The 15,277-nt window shown below is 68.3% G+C and carries 16 protein-coding genes; 7 read left to right on the top strand and 9 right to left on the bottom strand.

Annotated features, from left to right (window positions below; translation table 11 throughout):
• Positions 1-31: 31 nt before the first annotated feature.
• The 4 genes from CG716_RS14645 (at position 32) to CG716_RS14630 (ending at position 4,345) form a co-directional block, all read left to right on the top strand.
• On the top strand, positions 32-640 hold the full coding sequence (locus CG716_RS14645; protein ID WP_094480982.1) for a peptidase M50: 609 nt from the start codon (positions 32-34) through the stop codon (positions 638-640).
• A gap of 38 nt (positions 641-678) precedes the next feature.
• Complete coding sequence (locus CG716_RS14640; protein WP_094480769.1) at positions 679-1,458, top strand: site-2 protease family protein; 780 nt, start codon at positions 679-681, stop codon at positions 1,456-1,458.
• Between the two features lie 212 nt (positions 1,459-1,670).
• Positions 1,671-2,567, top strand: coding sequence for a cation diffusion facilitator family transporter (locus tag CG716_RS14635; protein WP_094480767.1), 897 nt, complete (start codon positions 1,671-1,673; stop codon positions 2,565-2,567).
• Between the two features lie 5 nt (positions 2,568-2,572).
• Complete coding sequence (locus tag CG716_RS14630; RefSeq protein ID WP_094480765.1) at positions 2,573-4,345, top strand: FUSC family protein; 1,773 nt, start codon at positions 2,573-2,575, stop codon at positions 4,343-4,345.
• Here the strand turns inward: CG716_RS14630 and CG716_RS14625 are convergent.
• A complete protein-coding gene (locus CG716_RS14625; RefSeq protein ID WP_094480763.1) occupies positions 4,342-4,758 on the bottom strand; it encodes a DUF3151 domain-containing protein in 417 nt (138 codons plus the stop codon). The two genes, CG716_RS14630 and CG716_RS14625, sit on opposite strands and share 4 nt — an antisense overlap.
• 91 nt (positions 4,759-4,849) lie before the next feature.
• On the opposite strand from CG716_RS14625, the gene CG716_RS14620 reads away from it, so the two are divergent.
• Positions 4,850-5,581, top strand: a complete 732-nt coding sequence (locus CG716_RS14620) for an Rv0361 family membrane protein (protein ID WP_094480761.1) — start codon at positions 4,850-4,852, stop codon at positions 5,579-5,581.
• Here the strand turns inward: CG716_RS14620 and fbaA are convergent.
• A complete protein-coding gene (gene fbaA / locus CG716_RS14615; protein WP_094480759.1) occupies positions 5,578-6,615 on the bottom strand; it encodes a class II fructose-bisphosphate aldolase in 1,038 nt (345 codons plus the stop codon). The two genes, CG716_RS14620 and fbaA, sit on opposite strands and share 4 nt — an antisense overlap.
• A gap of 123 nt (positions 6,616-6,738) precedes the next feature.
• On the opposite strand from fbaA, the gene CG716_RS14610 reads away from it, so the two are divergent.
• Positions 6,739-7,395 (top strand): VTT domain-containing protein, encoded by a 657-nt coding sequence (locus CG716_RS14610; RefSeq protein ID WP_094480980.1) that lies wholly within the window; start codon positions 6,739-6,741, stop codon positions 7,393-7,395.
• Positions 7,396-7,527: 132 nt separating this feature from the next.
• Positions 7,528-7,758 (top strand): hypothetical protein, encoded by a 231-nt coding sequence (locus tag CG716_RS14605; RefSeq protein ID WP_094480757.1) that lies wholly within the window; start codon positions 7,528-7,530, stop codon positions 7,756-7,758.
• On the opposite strand, the gene CG716_RS14600 is transcribed toward CG716_RS14605, so the two are convergent.
• The 7 genes from CG716_RS14600 to CG716_RS14570 are packed head-to-tail and all read right to left on the bottom strand — an operon-like array spanning position 7,755 to position 15,243.
• Complete coding sequence (locus tag CG716_RS14600; RefSeq protein ID WP_094480755.1) at positions 7,755-8,957, bottom strand: vWA domain-containing protein; 1,203 nt, start codon at positions 8,955-8,957, stop codon at positions 7,755-7,757. The genes CG716_RS14605 and CG716_RS14600 overlap by 4 nt on opposite strands.
• Positions 8,954-9,637 (bottom strand): SRPBCC family protein, encoded by a 684-nt coding sequence (locus CG716_RS14595; protein ID WP_094480753.1) that lies wholly within the window; start codon positions 9,635-9,637, stop codon positions 8,954-8,956. Before CG716_RS14595 ends, CG716_RS14600 begins: the two co-directional genes overlap by 4 nt.
• 10 nt (positions 9,638-9,647) lie before the next feature.
• Positions 9,648-10,529: an AAA family ATPase gene (locus tag CG716_RS14590; RefSeq protein WP_094480751.1), complete on the bottom strand. Its 882-nt coding sequence runs from the start codon at positions 10,527-10,529 to the stop codon at positions 9,648-9,650.
• On the bottom strand, positions 10,526-11,464 hold the full coding sequence (locus CG716_RS14585) for an XdhC family protein (RefSeq protein WP_094480749.1): 939 nt from the start codon (positions 11,462-11,464) through the stop codon (positions 10,526-10,528). The genes CG716_RS14590 and CG716_RS14585 overlap by 4 nt, the downstream gene beginning before the upstream one ends.
• 1 nt (position 11,465) lies before the next feature.
• Positions 11,466-13,880 carry an aerobic carbon-monoxide dehydrogenase large subunit gene (locus CG716_RS14580; RefSeq protein WP_094480747.1) on the bottom strand — a complete coding sequence of 805 codons (2,415 nt, stop codon included), beginning with the start codon at positions 13,878-13,880 and terminating at the stop codon, positions 11,466-11,468.
• Positions 13,877-14,353: a (2Fe-2S)-binding protein gene (locus tag CG716_RS14575; RefSeq protein WP_094480745.1), complete on the bottom strand. Its 477-nt coding sequence runs from the start codon at positions 14,351-14,353 to the stop codon at positions 13,877-13,879. Before CG716_RS14575 ends, CG716_RS14580 begins: the two co-directional genes overlap by 4 nt.
• The gene (locus tag CG716_RS14570) at positions 14,353-15,243 is read right to left on the bottom strand and encodes an FAD binding domain-containing protein (protein WP_094480743.1); all 891 of its coding nucleotides are present in this window, start codon (positions 15,241-15,243) and stop codon (positions 14,353-14,355) included. The genes CG716_RS14575 and CG716_RS14570 overlap by 1 nt, the downstream gene beginning before the upstream one ends.
• Positions 15,244-15,277: the final 34 nt, after the last annotated feature.

Genomic DNA, 15,277 nt, shown 5'->3' with positions numbered 1-15,277 from the left:
ACCCTATCGGAGCGCAGCACGAGGAGTGTCGTTGACCAACACCGAGATCACCGTGTTGCGTTTCGGGGGCCATCGGCTGCCGCGTGCGCTGGCGTCATTTCCCTGCCACGACGGCTCGGACTCGGCCGATATCGATGCCGCCGTTGCGAGGGCGTCGCGGGTGGTCATCGTGGGCTCGGCGGCTGATCTGGCGACCGTGCTGACCCGGCTGATACGCACCGACCGCCTCGACGTCGAAGTAGCTCTGCACTCGCGGTGGCGAAGCGCCGGGCGCGCGTTGACCGGTGTGGCACAACGTGTTCCGCTGATCCGCGACGAGACCGGCACGGCACTTGCCCAGGCCGCGTTCTGGCTTCCACCCGCCGACGAGCGGGTGATCCACGGGGAGGCGGTGGTCGATGACGACTTGCTCTTCGACGGCGAGGTGACGGCCGTGCGGGTCGAGCCGACCACCTCGATGCCCGGTCTGCGGGCGGCAGTCGCGAGCGGCCGGATGCGTCCGCGACGTTGGTTGACCGGCCGAGCCGTCCAGCTCGGCACCACCGGCGCGCGGGTGGTGCGTGACGGCGTACCGATGCCCCGGGAGGTGCAAAGGTCGGCGTTCTACCGGCACACCACGGGGTGGCTGCGAGTGTCGTGATCGCAGGTCACCGGGGCCGGGTCCGGTAGTTTCGTGAGGTGAACATCCGTCCGCTGCATCAGTCGGTGCGGCCCAGTCCTGTCTTCCTGGTGATCGTCGCGATCACCGTCGCCGGCGGGGTGCTGGCCTGGCTGGCCGCCGAAACCGTGCGGCCGCTGGCCTATGCCGGGGTGTTCATCTTCGTCGTCGCCGGCTGGCTGGTGTCCCTGTGCCTGCATGAGTTCGGCCACGCCTACACGGCCTGGCGGTTCGGCGACCACGACGTCGCGGTGCGGGGGTATCTCACGCTCAACCCGCTGAAATACTCCAGCCCGCTGCTGTCGCTGGGCTTGCCGCTGCTGTTCATCGCCCTGGGCGGTATCGGACTGCCCGGCGGCGCGGTCTACGTCCGCACGGCGTACATGACCCCTCGTCAGCGCACGCTGGTCAGTCTGGCCGGACCGGCAGCCAACTTGGTGCTGGCCGTCGTACTTCTCGCCGCCGTGCGACTGTTCTTCGACCCCGGCCACGGGGTGTTCTGGTCGGCCGTAGCGTTCCTGGGATTCCTGCAGATCACCGGCCTGCTGCTGAACCTGCTGCCGATTCCGGGCCTGGATGGCTACGGGGCGCTGGAGCCGCATCTGAGTCCCGAGACGCAGCGGGCGGTGGCACCGGCCAAGCAGTTCGGCTTCCTGTTTCTGCTCGTCCTGCTGTTCGCGCCGGCGTTGAACCAGTGGTTCTTCGCGGTGGTGTTCTGGTTCTTCGACCTGTCCGGGGTGCCTAGTGTGCTGGCCTCGATCGGCTCGCAGCTGACCCGCTTCTGGTCCGCCTGGGTCTGATTCGACACCGAGGCGGGGGGCAGCGATCCCCTCCGTCGTTGCCCCCCGGCTCAGTTCCATCCCCCGGTTGGCAATCCCTAACTTAGCGACCTGGGTGCAAGCCCGGAGCGACTTGGCAAGATTTTTTGAACGGGTGTTCTAGGACTCACCTCACAGCAACAGTGGCCGTCAACTCTTGCGACATATGCATCGTTACGCATATATTTCGTGCCATGGGTTCCGGACATGACCACAGCCACGGTGGTGACACGCGGGTGAGCCGGATGCTCATCGCCGCGGGGATTTTGACCGTGTTCTTCGTCATCGAGCTGTCCACCGCACTGATGATCAATTCCATCGCCCTACTGGCCGACGCCGGCCACATGCTGACCGACCTGGTCGCCATGTTCATGGGGCTGACCGCCCTACTGCTGGCCCGCCACGGTCCCGCCTCGGCGGCCCGCACCTACGGCTGGCATCGAGCCGAGGTGTTCACCGCGGTGGCCAACGCCGTCTTGCTGCTCGGTGTTGCGACCTTCATCCTCTACGAGGCCTTCGAGCGGCTCGGCAACGCGCCGGAGATCCCCGGCGTCCCGATGATCGTCGTGGCCCTGGCCGGCCTGCTCGCCAATGTCGTCGTGGTCATGCTGCTGCGCTCGCAATCCCAGGAGAGCCTGGCCGTCAAGGGCGCCTACATGGAGGTCGTGGCCGACACCGTCGGCAGCATCGGCGTGCTGATCGCCGGCATCGTGAACGTGACGACCCGCTGGCCGTATGCCGACGTGGTGGTCGCGGTGTTCGTCGCGCTGTGGGTTTTGCCCCGGGCGGTCGGGCTGGCCCGCGCCGCGCTGCGGATCCTGTCCGAATCATCGCCCAGCCACATCGATGTCGACGAACTGCGCACCGCGCTGGCCGCCGTCGACGGTGTCACGGAAGTGCACGACCTGCACGTGTGGACGCTGGTGCCCGGCAAGGACATGTGCACCGCACACCTGACCAGCAGCGGGGACTCCGACCGGGTACTCGACGACGCCAGAGCGGTGCTGTCCGCCCGCGGACTGGACCACGCGACCGTGCAGGTCGAGCCGCCCGGATCTGCCGACGACTGCCCCGGTCAGACCGACTGGTGAGCTAGTTGACCACCCCGCCGCGCTGGCCCATCGGCCTGCGCGCGGCGATCAGCACCGCGATCCCCGTGACGGCCGGATGGGCCGCCGGGGCGATGAGCTCTGGACTGATCGCCACCCTGGGCGCATTCACCTCCCGCTTCGGCGGCGACCGGCCCTACGCCAACCGCGGCATCGAACTGGCGACCGTGGCCGTGTCCCTGGCAGCGGCTGTCGCGGTGGGCGACTGGTCGGCCCAGGTGCCGTGGCTCGGTGTCGTGACGGTGTCGATGGTCGCGGTAGCGGCGGTGTGGCTGTGCAACGCCCTGGCCGTCGGACCGCCGGGTGCCTACGTGTTTGTCGTGGCCTGCGCGGCCGGTATCGGAGTTTCGGCCGCCCACTTGGCTCCCTGGACGATCGGCGTGCTGGTGCTGGCCGGCGGCGCGGTGGCCTGGCTGGTGCAGATGGCGGGCGCGCTGGTGGACTACCGCCGCCCGGAACGGGCCGCCGTCACGGCCGCGGCTGACGCCGTCGCCGGCTATATCGCGGCCGCCAACACGCCACAGGAGCGGGCGGCCCGACACCGCGCCGCCAACGCGCTGCACCGCGCGTGGAGCGTGCTGGTCAACTATCAGCCGCTGCCGGCTCCCCCGACCAGCGTCCTGCACCGCCTGCGCGCCGCCAACCACGCGGTGCATGTCCTGTTCAGCACGGCGGTGGCCGCCGCCGCGCACGGCGCCGCCCCAGACCCGGATTCGGCCGAGGTGGCCCGCCGTCTGGCCACTCTGCAGCTCTCGCCCGACACCGTCGCGACCCGCGAGGCCGACCGCATCCCGCTGGGCAGCCCGCCGCTGGTGACTGTGCTGCGCCGCGCCGTCAGCCCCGGGTCCCATGTCCGCCACATCATGCAGCGGATCGCCATCGGGGTGCCGCTGGCCGGTGCGGCCGCGATGACACTCGGCGTGGATCATGCGTACTGGGCGATGGCGGCCGCGGTGCTGGTGTTGCACCAGGGCACCGACCGCAGCCGTACGTTGCGCCGCGGCGCCGAACGGCTGCTGGGCACCTGGGTGGGCCTAGGACTGGCCGGGGTGATCCTGTCGCTGCATCCCCACGACCTGTGGCTGGTGGTGCTACTGGCGCTGTTGAATTTCGTCATCGAGCTGTTGGTGGTCCGAAACTACACGCTGGCAACGGTTTTCATTACAACGACGGCGTTGACCATCTCGTCGGGGACGCACGCGGTCAACATCGGCCATCTGCTGCTGGCGCGTGGCATAGACACGCTGATCGGCTGTGCGGTCGGGGTGGTGGTCTACCTCGTGGCCGCACGCTGGCAGGAATCCGCCCGGCTGACCGACGCCATCGGGCGCACGCTGGAGGCCACCGCAGCGGTCTTTCCCTACATCGCCGCGGGCGACACCAACGGGCTGGCGGCGCGCGCCTCGCGGCGGGATCTGCAGATCGCCGCGATTGCGTTGATGGAGGCCGACGAGGCCGCCCAGGCAGGCGCACCGCGCAACCGGGCCATCGCCGAAGAGCTGTTGCCGGCCGTGGCGGCCACCGAGCAGCTGGCTTACCGGACGATCGCGGCCTGCTGGACCGTCGAGCGCCGGACCGACGGCGTCACGTTCGGCCGGTCGCTGTTCGGCGACCGGCCCGCCGAACCCCACGTGGTGGCGCTGCAGGCGCTGGCGGCCGCCGTGCGCGGCGGCACTCCGCCTCCCGCGCCCGGCGAGCCGCCGCCGTTCGTCGCCGACCAGGTCATCGAGCTACGGCAAGCGCTGATCCCCGCGGGTTAGGCGAGACCCAGTTCGACGCGGGCCGCCGGATCGCAATCGTCGAGCAGGTCCAGGCAGCGAGCGAACTCGTCGGTCTCCCCGATCGTGTCCGCGGCGCGCGCCAGCGCCGCCACACAACGCAGGAAGCCGCGGTTGGGCTCGTGGCGATAGGGGACCGGGCCGAAACCCTTCCAGCCGTTGCGGCGCAACTGGTCCAGACCGCGGTGATAGCCGGTCCTGGCGTAGGCGTAGGCGGTCACCGCCTTGTCCTCGGCCAGGGCGTCTTCGGCCAGTTGGGCCCACGCCACCGAGGCGGACGGGTGAGCGGCAGCCACGATCGCCGGCGCCTGGCCGGCCGAGAGCTCCGCCTCGGCCTCGATGTCACCAGGCAGCAGCACGGGCTCAGGCCCCAAAAGATCACCAAACGATGTCATTGGCCCATTGTGCCGGTGCCACCACCCGCCGATGGTCGGACCCAACCGTTAGGGTCGAAGCACCAGCACTTCAGGAGGACGGCAGCTGCACATGTCGAACCCATCCGGGCCCGACCAGGACGACCCGACCAACCCCGTCGTCCCCTTCGACGACGAGCAGCCAACCCAGGAATACGACGTGGCCACCGAGGCGATCGGGGCCACCGACCCGCCAGCCGAACGTCGTTACACCGCACCGGGATTCGACGCTGGGTCGACGCAGATCATCGACCGCACGCCGGACCCCGAGACAGAGATCTTCTCTACGCCGACCGAGGTTTTCGCAGTCTCGGGACCGCCGCGGACCGGCCCGCAAGCCATCCCGCCGCGCCCCGTCGCGACTCGCAGGCGCAGTTGGGGCCTGGTGCTCGTGGTGATCCTCGTCATCGCGGCGCTGGCCGCGGTCGCCGTTTTGGCCACCTTCCTGCTCACCCGCGGCAACTCCGCCGCGCCGTCGCAGGAAGACATGGTTCGCACCAGCATCCAGAACTTCGACACCGCGGTGCAGAACGGCGACCTGGCGGCCCTGCGTGACATCACCTGCGGCCAGACCAGAGACAGCTACGTCAACTACGACGACGCGGCCTGGTCGGACACCCATGCCCGGGTGGCCGCGGCCCGTCAGTACCCAGTGGTGGCGAGCATCGACGAGGTCGTCGTCAACGGCGACCACGCCGAGGCCAACGTCACCTCGTACATGGCCTTCGACCCGGCCACCCGGTCCACCCGCAGCTTCGACCTGCAGTTCCGCGACAACCAGTGGAAGATCTGCCAGGCGTCCTAGCCGGTGGACACCGATCGGCCCGCGCTGTGCAGGTCGTTGCACGCCTCGACGACACGCTCGGACATGGAGGCCTCGGCCTTCTTGAGGTAGCTGCGCGGGTCGTAGACCTTTTTGTTGCCCACCTCGCCGTCGACCTTGAGCACCCCGTCGTAGTTGGTGAACATGTGCGCGGCGAGTGGGCGGGTAAACGCGTACTGGGTATCGGTGTCGACGTTCATCTTCACCACGCCGTACTTCAGCGAGTCCTCGATCTCCGACTTCAGCGAGCCCGAGCCGCCGTGGAAGACGAAGTCGAACGGCTTGGCGCCCTCGGGCAGGCCTAGCTTGGCCGACGCCACCTTCTGGCCCTCGGCCAGCACCTCGGGCTTGAGCACCACGTTGCCCGGCTTGTAGACGCCGTGCACATTGCCGAACGTCGCGGCCAGCAGGTATCTGCCGTGCTCACCGGCGCCGAGAGCCTCGATGGTCTTCTCGAAGTCCTCTGAAGAGGTGTACAGCTTCTCGTTGATCTCGGCCTCGACACCGTCTTCTTCGCCGCCGACGACACCGATCTCGATCTCGAGGATGATCTTGGCGGCCGCGGCCTGCTTGAGCAGCTCCTGGGCGATCGACAGGTTCTCATCGATCGGCACCGCCGAGCCATCCCACATGTGCGACTGGAACAGCGGGTTGGCGCCCTTCGCGACGCGCTCGGCCGAGATGGCCAGCAGCGGACGAACATAGGTGTCGAGCTTGTCCTTGGGACAGTGATCGGTGTGCAGTGCGACGGTGATCGGGTACCTCGCGGCGACGACGTGGGCGAACTCCGCCAGCGCCACCGCGCCGGTGACCATGTCCTTGATACCCAGTCCTGAGGCGAATTCGGCTCCGCCGGTGGAGAATTGGATGATTCCGTCACTGCCGGCGTCGGCGAAACCCTTGATGGCGGCGTTGACGCTCTCCGAGCCGACGCAGTTGATCGCCGGGAATGCGAACGAGTGCTCCTTGGCGCGGCCCAGCATCTCCGCGTAGACCTCGGGCGTTGCGATGGGCATGGCACTTCCTCTCGACTGTCCGGCTAACCGGAGTCAGTATGTCAAGAAGCTGGTCGGCTGGCACGGGACGCTCACCTGGCACCGGTACCCTTGGGCGTCGTGACCACCACCACCCTGGCGCTCATGCCCAGCTTCCTCGACCCGCTGAAGTTGATCGAGCAGTTCGGCACCTGGGCACTCGTCGGCATTCTGGTGGTCGTCTTCATCGAGTCCGGTGTGCTGTTCCCGGTGCTGCCGGGCGACACGCTGCTGTTCGTCGCAGGCATGCTCGCCGCCGGGACCGCGGCGCGCGGCGCCGACGTCAACGCGAACTTCCAACTCTGGCAGCTGCTGGTATTCATCCCACTGGCCGCCATCCTCGGCGGTCAGGTCGGCTACTTCGTCGGCCGCTTCCTGGGGACCACGATGTTCAAACCGAACGCGCGGATCCTCAAGCAGCGCTACCTCGACGAGGCACATGTCTTCTTCGAGCAGCGCGGACCATTCGCGATCGTGCTGGCCCGGTTCGTCCCGATCGTCCGCACGCTGGCACCGATCACCGCGGGTGCGGCGAAGATGAAATACGGAATCTTCACGGCATACAACGTCATTGGCGCGGTGCTGTGGGGTGTGGGCCTGACGCTGCTCGGCTACGGGCTGGGCCAGTTCGAGGTCATCCAGAAACTCCTCGAGCCGATCTTCATCCTGATCGCCCTGGTGTCCATCGCCCCGATGGTGTGGGAGTGGTACAAGCGTCGCAAAGCGGCCAAGGGTGTCTCCGATCCGGTAACCGAGTCGTGACAAAGGTTGCTCGACCCCTCTTCTCGGCCCGCCGCTCGACGGGCTGACGTCGCCCATTCCCAGTAAACACACAGCTGTTCTCACAGGAACCCTCTGTACTTTGCGCTGATCAAGCGAAAGGACTCGGGGATTATGAAGCTAATTCTCAAGGGTGCCGTAGTGGTAGCCGGCATCGCAGCAGCGACCGCGTTGGGCCCGACAGTCGTTGCTGTCGCCAGTCCGTCGACCACGTTTGCCGTTCAGGACGGCGACAGTGGCAACAATGGCGCCGGCATCGACTCCGACGGCACCCAGGGCGACTTCAAGTCGGCGATCGACGGGTCCATGACCGGCCCGCTGATGGTCGCCAAGCCGCAGACCTAGGACTGTGAGAGCCGCGCCAGCGCGGCGAACAGCTCCTTCAGCCCGCTCAGTGAGTGTGCGGGCAGGAACACATCGCAGTACGGAAGCGCGGCAGCCATTGAGGCCGCCAGCGGCTGAAAGCCTGGCGCCGCGGCACGGGGGTTGAGCCAAACCAGATGCGCCGCGCGGCGTTTGAGCCGGGCCAGGGCGCGCTCGACGACCTCGGGCGGGTCGCTGTCCCAGCCGTCGGACGCGACCATCACCACCGCACCCCGCAGCGCGGCGCCGTGCGGTGGGGCCAACAGCTCGGCGAGCGCACAGCCCAGGTGGGTGCCGCCATAGCGGTCAGCGACCTTCGCGTTGGCTCTGGTCAGCGCGGTCTCCGGCGAGCGGTGGGCCATCACCGCGGTCAGCCGTGTCAGCGTGGTCGAGAACGCGAACACCTCCGGATGAAAACCGGCCTGGCGCAGGGCCGTAGCCCGCATCAGGTGCAGATAGATCGCCGCATACGGCTGCATCGACCGGCTGACGTCGCACACCAGCACCAGCCGGCGCCGCCGCCGGCGTGGCCGGGTCCGGGCCAGCACCACCGGCTCCCACCCCGTCTTTCGAGCAGCCCGCATAGTGGCGCGCAGGTCGATCCGCTTGCCGTGCCGGTCGGTTTCGGTACGCAGGGTGCGACGCGTCGGCCATAACGCGACCGCCTGCTCCAGCCAGGTCCCGATCATCCGCAGGTCGGTGTCGTCGAACGTCTCGAAGGGCTCCTCCGCCCGCGCGACGATCCGGCTGGGCAGCACATCGGGAATCGGGGCCGCGTCGCGGGCGGCGTCGGTAACCCGCAGCGACGGCGGGCGGCTGACCCACGGCAGCCCACCGGCCTGCGGACCGGCCTCGTCGCGCTGCCCCGCTGCCGGTACCGAGCTGGCTGCCAGGCCACTCTGAGCGCCCAGCGTGATGGGATCGACCGGCAGGACGGCGTCGGCGAACACCGCCTCGAATACGGCGTCGAAAGCCGGGAGGTCCTCGACGCGGTTCACCAGGGCCAGCCGCGCGACCCAGTACAGCTGGGTTCGCGATGTCGGCGCCAGTTCACGCATTGCGGCGACGAACGCCGCGGGTCCGCTGGCCGCGACCGCCACCCCACCGGCGCGCAGGCGGGCGACCAGTGCGGCCGCGAATGCGGCCAGGTCGACTCCGCGCAGCAGCGCCGGTGCGGTCACTCGGTGCTTCGCCGGCGCAAGACCACGATGAGAAGAAGAAGCACCAGCGCGGCGACGCCCGCCGCCGCGTACTTAGTGACCGCTGTGCCGCCGGCCAGCTGCAGCAGGTCGATCGGTTCGGGTTCAGGGGCGGCCGCGATCCGGGCTGCCGCGGCGGCAGCCGGGGCGCCGAGGGCTTCCGCCCCCGGGGTGGCAGGCGCGGCCACGACGTCGTCAGGAGCGGCGGGAGCTTCCTTCCCGGCAGCCAGCTTGGCTTCCAGGGCATCGACGAACTGCCCCAGCAGTTTCTCGGAGACCTGCTGGAGCATGCTGCTGCCGAACTGGGCCAGCTTGCCGACGATCTTCAGGTCGGTCTCGACGGTGACGCGAGTCTGGTCGCCGGCCTCATGTAGCTGCAGGGTGACGACGGCCGCGGCGTTCCCCGTGCCCCGCGCCTCCTTGCCCCGCCCGTCGACGACGGCCCGGTGGGTTGCTTCGTCGCGCTCGACGAAGTGCGCCTTGCCGGCGAATTCGCTGTTCACCGGCCCGACCTTGATCTTGACCTTGCCCAGGAAGTCGTCACCCTCCTGGCCGGTCAGCTGCGCACCGGGCATCAACGGGACCACCTGCTCCATGTCGCTGAGCAGCTCCCAGGCCTGGGTGATCGGGACACTGACGGTGAACTCGTTGTCGATCTTCATGGGCTCTCTCTCATCCTGTGGCCAGTTCGGCGCGGTACTGCGTGAACGCGTCGCGCAGGGCCGCGCTGTCGTCAGGCGTCTTGGCCAGTGTGCTCAACCCTGCCAGGGCCGCGGGGTCGACCAGGTCACCGACCCCCAGCGTGACCAATGCGGCGACCCAATCGATGGTCTCGGCGACCCCGGGTGGCTTGTCCAGATCCAGGTCCCTGGCCCGGCCGACGAACCGGGTGGCGTGCTCGATGAGCGGCGCTGTCGCGCCGGGCACAGTGCGCCGGACGATCGCGGCGGCTCGGGCCGGCTGGGGGTAGTCGATCCAGTGATAAAGGCAGCGCCGCCGCAACGCGTCATGCAGATCGCGGCTGCGGTTCGAGGTCAACACCGTCAACGGCGGGCGCTGCGCGACGAATGTGCCGAGCTCTGGCACCGTCACCGCCGACTCGCCGAGGAATTCCAGCAGCAGCGCTTCGAATTCATCGTCGGCGCGGTCGATTTCGTCGATCAGCAGCACAGGTGGCACGGGCCCGTTGTGGCGGACACATGCCAGGATCGGCCGGTCCACCAGGTAGGCCTCGCTGTAGAGGTCGGACTCGTCGATCGCCGCCCCGCGCGACTCAGCCAACTTGATGGCGAGCAGCTGCCGCTGATAGTTCCAGTCGTAGAGCGCTTCGGCCGCCGTCAACCCCTCGTAGCACTGGAGTCTTAGCAGTGGCGTATCAAGGACCGCGGCAAGGGTTTTCGCCGCGGTAGTCTTTCCCACTCCCGGCTCACCCTCGAGCAGCAGGGGTCGTTTCAGCGCAGCCGCGAGGTAGAACGCCGACGCAGTCCCCTCGTCGAGCAGATATCCGCGGTCGTCGAACCGGCTGGTGACATCCTCGATGCTGGTGAACGTCACGCCCGCGCCGCCACGAATCTGCTTCGGCAGCCCGGGCAGCAGAACCAGTGGATCCCGCCGTCGATCCGGACGTGTGGTGTGTCGGGCCCGATCGAGACCGTCATGCCGCAGATCGGGTCTACCGCCGAGGTCGGGACTTCCGGGCGCGGGGCAACCGGCAGACCGTCGCGCCGGATCCCGGCGATCACCTCCGCGGCGATCGACACCGCGATCTCGGCCGGTGTCTTGGCGCCGATCGGCAACCCGACGGGGGTGTGCACCCGGGTCCGCTCGGTCTCGTCGAGGTCCAGTGAATCGAGCACCGAGGCTCCCCGAACGCGGCTGGCCACCAGGCCGACGTAGCCGACGCCGGCGTCCAGAGCGGCACGAATGGTCTCGGCTTCGGTCCCACCGTGGGTGGCGATCACGACCGCGGTGGCGCCGTCGAAGGCTCCCGGCGGGCTGGGGGTACCGCCCGGCCGGAGGCTAGGGGGAGAGCGAAGCGATTCGGGGATGTCCTGAGTATCGTCGCGGCGGACCTCGTAACCCAGCACGTTGCACACCCTGGCCAGATCTTCGGCGATCGGCGTGCTGCCGCAGATCCTTACCAGCGCCGCCGGAAAGTGGGGTGTCAGAAAGATTTCCAGTGCCCCGCCGGACAAGCACGGGTTGACCACCACGCACGCACCGGGGGCATCGGGAAAGTGGACGTCGCCGTCGGGCAACACCCGCAAGAGCACGCTCTCGCCCGCCAGCAGCGCACCGAGCGCGGCCTTGCGCACCGAGTTCTGCGCGCACTGCCCGCCGACGAACCCTTCGATGGTGCCGTCAGCGAGCAGGATCGCCTCGTCGCCGGCCCGCGCGGACGTCGGTGGCTGCGCGCGCACCACCGTCGCATGGACGAACGGTTTCCGTTCGTACAGAAGCTGTTTGGCTCGGTCGGCGATCGTGGTCATATCAGATGGGCGGCCTCGCTCGGCCCTGCATGGCTTCCCACACCCGGGACGGGGTCAGTGGCATATCGGCGTGCCGGACTCCGAACGGCGCCAGCGCGTCCACCACCGCGTTGACTACCGCAGGCGGCGAACCGACGGTCGCCGACTCGCCAATTCCCTTGGCGCCGATGGGATGATGCGGCGACGGTGTCACGGTGTGCCCCGTCTCCAGGTGCGGCACCTCCACCGCGGTGGGGATCAGGTAGTCCATCAGCGAGCCGCCCAGACAGTTACCTTCCTCGTCGAAGGCGATCATCTCCATCAGCGCCATGCCGATACCGTCGACGATGCCGCCGTGCACCTGGCCCTCGATGATCATCGGGTTGATCCGGGTGCCGCAGTCATCGACCGCCAGGAAGCGGCGCACCTTGACCACCGCCGTTCCGGGATCCACGTCGACGACGCAGAAGTACGCCCCATACGGGTAGGTCAAATTCTCCGGGTTGTAGCAGACCTCGGCATCCAGCCCGCCCTCCAGTCCCTCGGGTAGATCCCCGGCGCCGTGCGCGCGCATCGCGATGTCCTGGATGGTCACCGCGGCCGACGGGTCACCCTTGATGTGGAACGAACCCTTCTCCCACTCCAAATCGGCCACCGATGCCTCCAGCATGCCGGAGGCGATGATCTTGGCTTTGTCGCGAATCTTGCGCGCCACCAACGCCGCTGCGGCACCGGAAACCGGCGTGGACCGGCTGCCGTAAGTTCCCAGACCGAACGGGGTCTGGTCGGTGTCGCCGTGCACCACGTCGATGTCGTCGGGCGGGATGCCCAGCTCCTCGGCGACGATCTGGGCGAACGTCGTCTCGTGCCCCTGGCCCTGTGTCTGCACCGAAAGGCGAAGCACCGCTTTGCCGGTCGGGTGGATGCGCAGTTCGCAGCCGTCGGCCATGCCCAGCCCCAGGATGTCCATGTCCTTGCGCGGACCTGCCCCGACCGCCTCGGTGAAGAACGACATACCGATGCCCATCAGCTCGCCGCGGGCGCGCTTCTCGGCTTGTTCGGCACGCAACTGGTCATAGCCGATCATGTCCATGGCCAGCCGCATGGTCACTTCGTAGTCGCCCGAGTCGTACATCCAGCCGGTCTTGGATTTATAAGGAAACTGCTCGGGCCGCAACAGGTTTGCCAACCTGAGCTCGGCCGGGTCCATCTTCAGTTCGTAGGCCAGACAGTCGACCAGCCGCTCGACGAAGTAGACGGCCTCGGTGATACGGAACGAACAGGCGTAGGCCACGCCGCCAGGCGCCTTGTTGGTGTACACCGCGGTCATGTGGCAGTAGGCGGCTTCGATGTCGTAGCTGCCGGTGAACACCCCGAAGAAGCCGGCCGGGTACTTGACCGGTGCGGCCGTGCCGTTGAACGCGCCGTGGTCGGCGAGCACGGTGGACCGGATAGCTTGGATCTTGCCTTCTTTGGTGGCGGCGATCTCGCCGACCATGATGTAGTCGCGCGCAAAGCCGGTGGAGGTCAGGTTCTCGCTGCGGTCCTCCATCCACTTGACCGGCTTGCCCAGCACCAACGAGGCCACGATCGCGCAGACATAACCCGGGTAGATCGGCACCTTGTTACCGAAGCCGCCGCCGATGTCGGGTGAGATGATCCGGATCTTGTGCTCGGGCAGCCCGGCGACCAGCGCGTACAACGTGCGGTGGGCGTGTGGGGCCTGGGTGGTCGACCACAGCGTCAGCTTGCCGGTCACCGGGTCCAGATCGGCCACCGCGCCGCAGGTCTCCATCGGCGCGGGATGCACTCGGGGATAGACGATCTCCTGCTTGACGATGACCTCGGCCGTGGCGAACACAGCCTCGGTCGCGGCGGCGTCACCGGTCTCCCAGTCGAAGCAGTGGTTGTCGCCCTTGCCCTCCAGATCAGTGCGGATCACCGGCGACGAGGGGTCCAGCGCGGTGCGGACGTCGATGACAGGGTCCAGCGGTTCGTAGTCGACGTCGATGAGCTCCAAGGCATCTCGGGCCGAGTAGCGGTCCTCGGCGACGACGAACGCGACCTCCTGACCCTGGAAACGCACTTTGTCGGTGGCCAGCACGGCCTGCACGTCGTTGGACAGCGTGGGCATCCACGCCAGTCCCTTCTCGGCCAGGTCCGCGCCGGTGACGACCGCCTTGACCTTCGGATGCGCCTGGGCGGCGGTGGTGTCGATGCCGTTGATTGTGGCGTGTGCGTAGGGCGAACGCAGGATCGCCAGATGCAGCATGCCGGGCAACTGGACGTCATCGACGTAGTTCCCCCGGCCGCGGATGAAACGCGGATCCTCCTTGCGCATCATCCGGCCGTAGCCGCAGGGCTTCTTGTCGTTGTCGGCGGTGTCCTCGGGCCGGGCCGCCACGTCCCCGGGCAGCCGGGATTCGGCAGTGGTCATGCTTCGACCTGCTCACCTGCATGCTCGGCAGCCCACTGGATCGAGCGGACGATCGTGGTGTATCCGGTGCACCGGCAGATCTGCCCCGAGATGGCCTCGCGGATCTCGTCTTCTCCTGGATGCGGATTGCGGTCCAGCAAGGCTCGGGCGGTGATCAGCATGCCCGGGGTGCAGAAACCGCACTGCAGGCCGTGGCACTGCATGAAGCCCTCCTGCACGGGATCGAGGGTGGCGCCATCGGCAAGCCCCTCGACAGTGCGGACGTCGTGGCCGGAGGCCATCGCGGCCAGCATCGTGCAGGACTTCACCGGCTCGCCGTCCACGGCCACCACACAGGTGCCGCAGTTGGATGTGTCGCAGCCCCAATGGGTTCCGGTCAGGCGCAGCTGGTCGCGCAGGAAGTGCACCAGCAACATCCGGGGTTCGATCTCGGCGTTGACCTGCTCGCCGTTGACGCTCATCGTGACGTGCATCAGTTCCCCTTCGGGGCCGGGATGGCGCGGACTCGTTCGACGGCCGTTCGTAAGGTCCGGATGGTGAGTTCGGAGGCCAGGTGCCGCTTGTAGTCGGCGGTGCCGCGCTGGTCGGTGGCGGGCTCACAGGCCTGGGCGGCCAGCCGGCCGGCCTCGGCGAACGTCTCTTCGGTCGGCGGCGCCCCGATCAGCGCGTCGCGCACCGCGGCCAGGCCCTCGGACACCGCGTTGACCGCCGTCAACCCGACTCGACCGGCCACGATCCGGTCACCCTCGAGCGTCACAGCGGCGCCCGCAGCCGCCACCGCCCAGTCCCCCACCCGGCGTTCCACCTTGGCGTAGGCACTGGAGGTGTTGTGGCGCAACGGGATCCGCACCTCGGTGAGGATCTCGTTGTGGGCGAGCGCAGTTTCATACGGTCCGAGGATGAAGTCGTCGATGCCGATCTCGCGCTGGCCGCCCGGGCCGCGGGCCACGATCACCGCATCGAGGATCTCGCAGACCGTGGACAGGTCCTCGGCCGGATCGGCCTGGCACAACGAGCCGCCGATAGTTCCGCGGTTGCGCACCACCGGGTCGGCGATCACCCGCTCGGCGTCGGCGAAGATCGGGCAGACCTCGGCCAGTGGGGCCGACTCGAGCACGTCGCGGTGCCGCGTCATCGCGCCCAGCCGGGCCAGCGTGGGCTCGACAGCGACGTAGCCCAGTTCGCCGGCCAGGTCGTTGATGTCGATGAGGTACTCGGGGTTGGCGATGCGCAGTTTCATCATCGGCAGCAGGCTGTGGCCGCCGGCGACGATGAACGCGCCCTCCCCCAGACGGTCCAACAGGCCGACGGCGTGGTCGACGCTGGTGGCGCGTTCGTATTCGAAGGGACCCGGAACTTGCATGTGACCGACCTCACGTCCGCCGTTGGGGACCTCA

Source organism: Mycolicibacterium sphagni (assembly GCF_002250655.1).
In the GTDB taxonomy this organism is placed as follows: domain Bacteria; phylum Actinomycetota; class Actinomycetes; order Mycobacteriales; family Mycobacteriaceae; genus Mycobacterium; species Mycobacterium sphagni.
This window is presented reverse-complemented; position numbering and strand designations above follow the sequence as displayed.